Origin of the sequence: Marinobacterium profundum (assembly GCF_001528745.1) — a bacterium.
Taxonomy (GTDB): Bacteria; Pseudomonadota; Gammaproteobacteria; order Pseudomonadales; family Balneatricaceae; genus Marinobacterium_A; species Marinobacterium_A profundum.
In genome coordinates, this window is sequence record NZ_BCNS01000193.1 from 1 (window position 1) to 868 (window position 868).

Sequence of the window (868 nt, forward strand, 5' to 3'; positions counted from 1 at the left end):
TGTCGGACAGCCTCCTAGCCATACCGGGCAACCCTCGGGTGCCACAACACTGAAACAAATAGAATATTTATTCTTTTTGTGTATTATATAGAATATATATTCCTTATCGAGCAATGCACGATGTTCGGATCCTCGGCGCCAGCAAGCCCTTAAGATCGTTCATGTCGGGAAGCCCACAGGCTAACAGAGGTCACTAACATGCATAACACAGCCGCGAAAAGCCCAGTACAGCAGGATGCCGAGCCCCAAAACCGCACACAGGAATGGCCCAACGATTTCAACCTGCGGGCAGAAGCCGCGGAACAGCAGGAAGTGGTGCAGGCCGCCAGAACCTGGCATCCGCTGCAGAGTCCGGCTCTGCACTGCTCCGAATACGATTTTTAAGCACACCTGACTCGGAGCAGAAGTACCGAAAAACAGGACCGCAAGACCCGACCAAAAGTCAGGCTGGCATGATGAAATAAAGATTAATTAACTAAAAATAATTGTTATAAAGTAATTTTTTGGTAAAAATTTTAGTTAATTTACCAAATTTTCTCGACCGGACGCTTTATTGCGGTTAGATTCTAACCAGAACGCAGGCGGCTGCGCAGGGCCGCATACCGCCAAGATGCGCTCGAGTCGGATGCGGATGCATTCGGGCAGAATCGCCCTAACAACACATGACGATACTCACAGAGGCAGACATGAGCAGCATTTCCCAGATCAAGGCGCGCGAAGTACTGGATTCACGCGGTAACCCTACGGTTGAAGCTGACGTCATTCTGGCGTCCGGCGTGATGGGCAGTGCCTGCGCACCGTCCGGCGCCTCCACAGGTTCGCGCGAAGCGCTGGAACCTGTCTCTTATACCCATCCGACGCTGCCGCC

The 868-nt window shown here is 51.8% G+C and carries 1 protein-coding gene and 1 pseudogene; both read left to right on the forward strand.

Annotated elements, in window-relative coordinates:
• Window positions 1–198 precede the first annotated feature (198 nt).
• Window positions 199–384, forward strand: a complete 186-nt coding sequence (locus MPRO_RS21725) for a hypothetical protein (RefSeq protein ID WP_067298268.1) — start codon at window positions 199–201, stop codon at window positions 382–384.
• A 302-nt stretch (window positions 385–686) separates the two neighbouring features.
• Window positions 687–868 (forward strand): annotated as a pseudogene (locus MPRO_RS21730) (hypothetical protein); the annotation flags it as partial.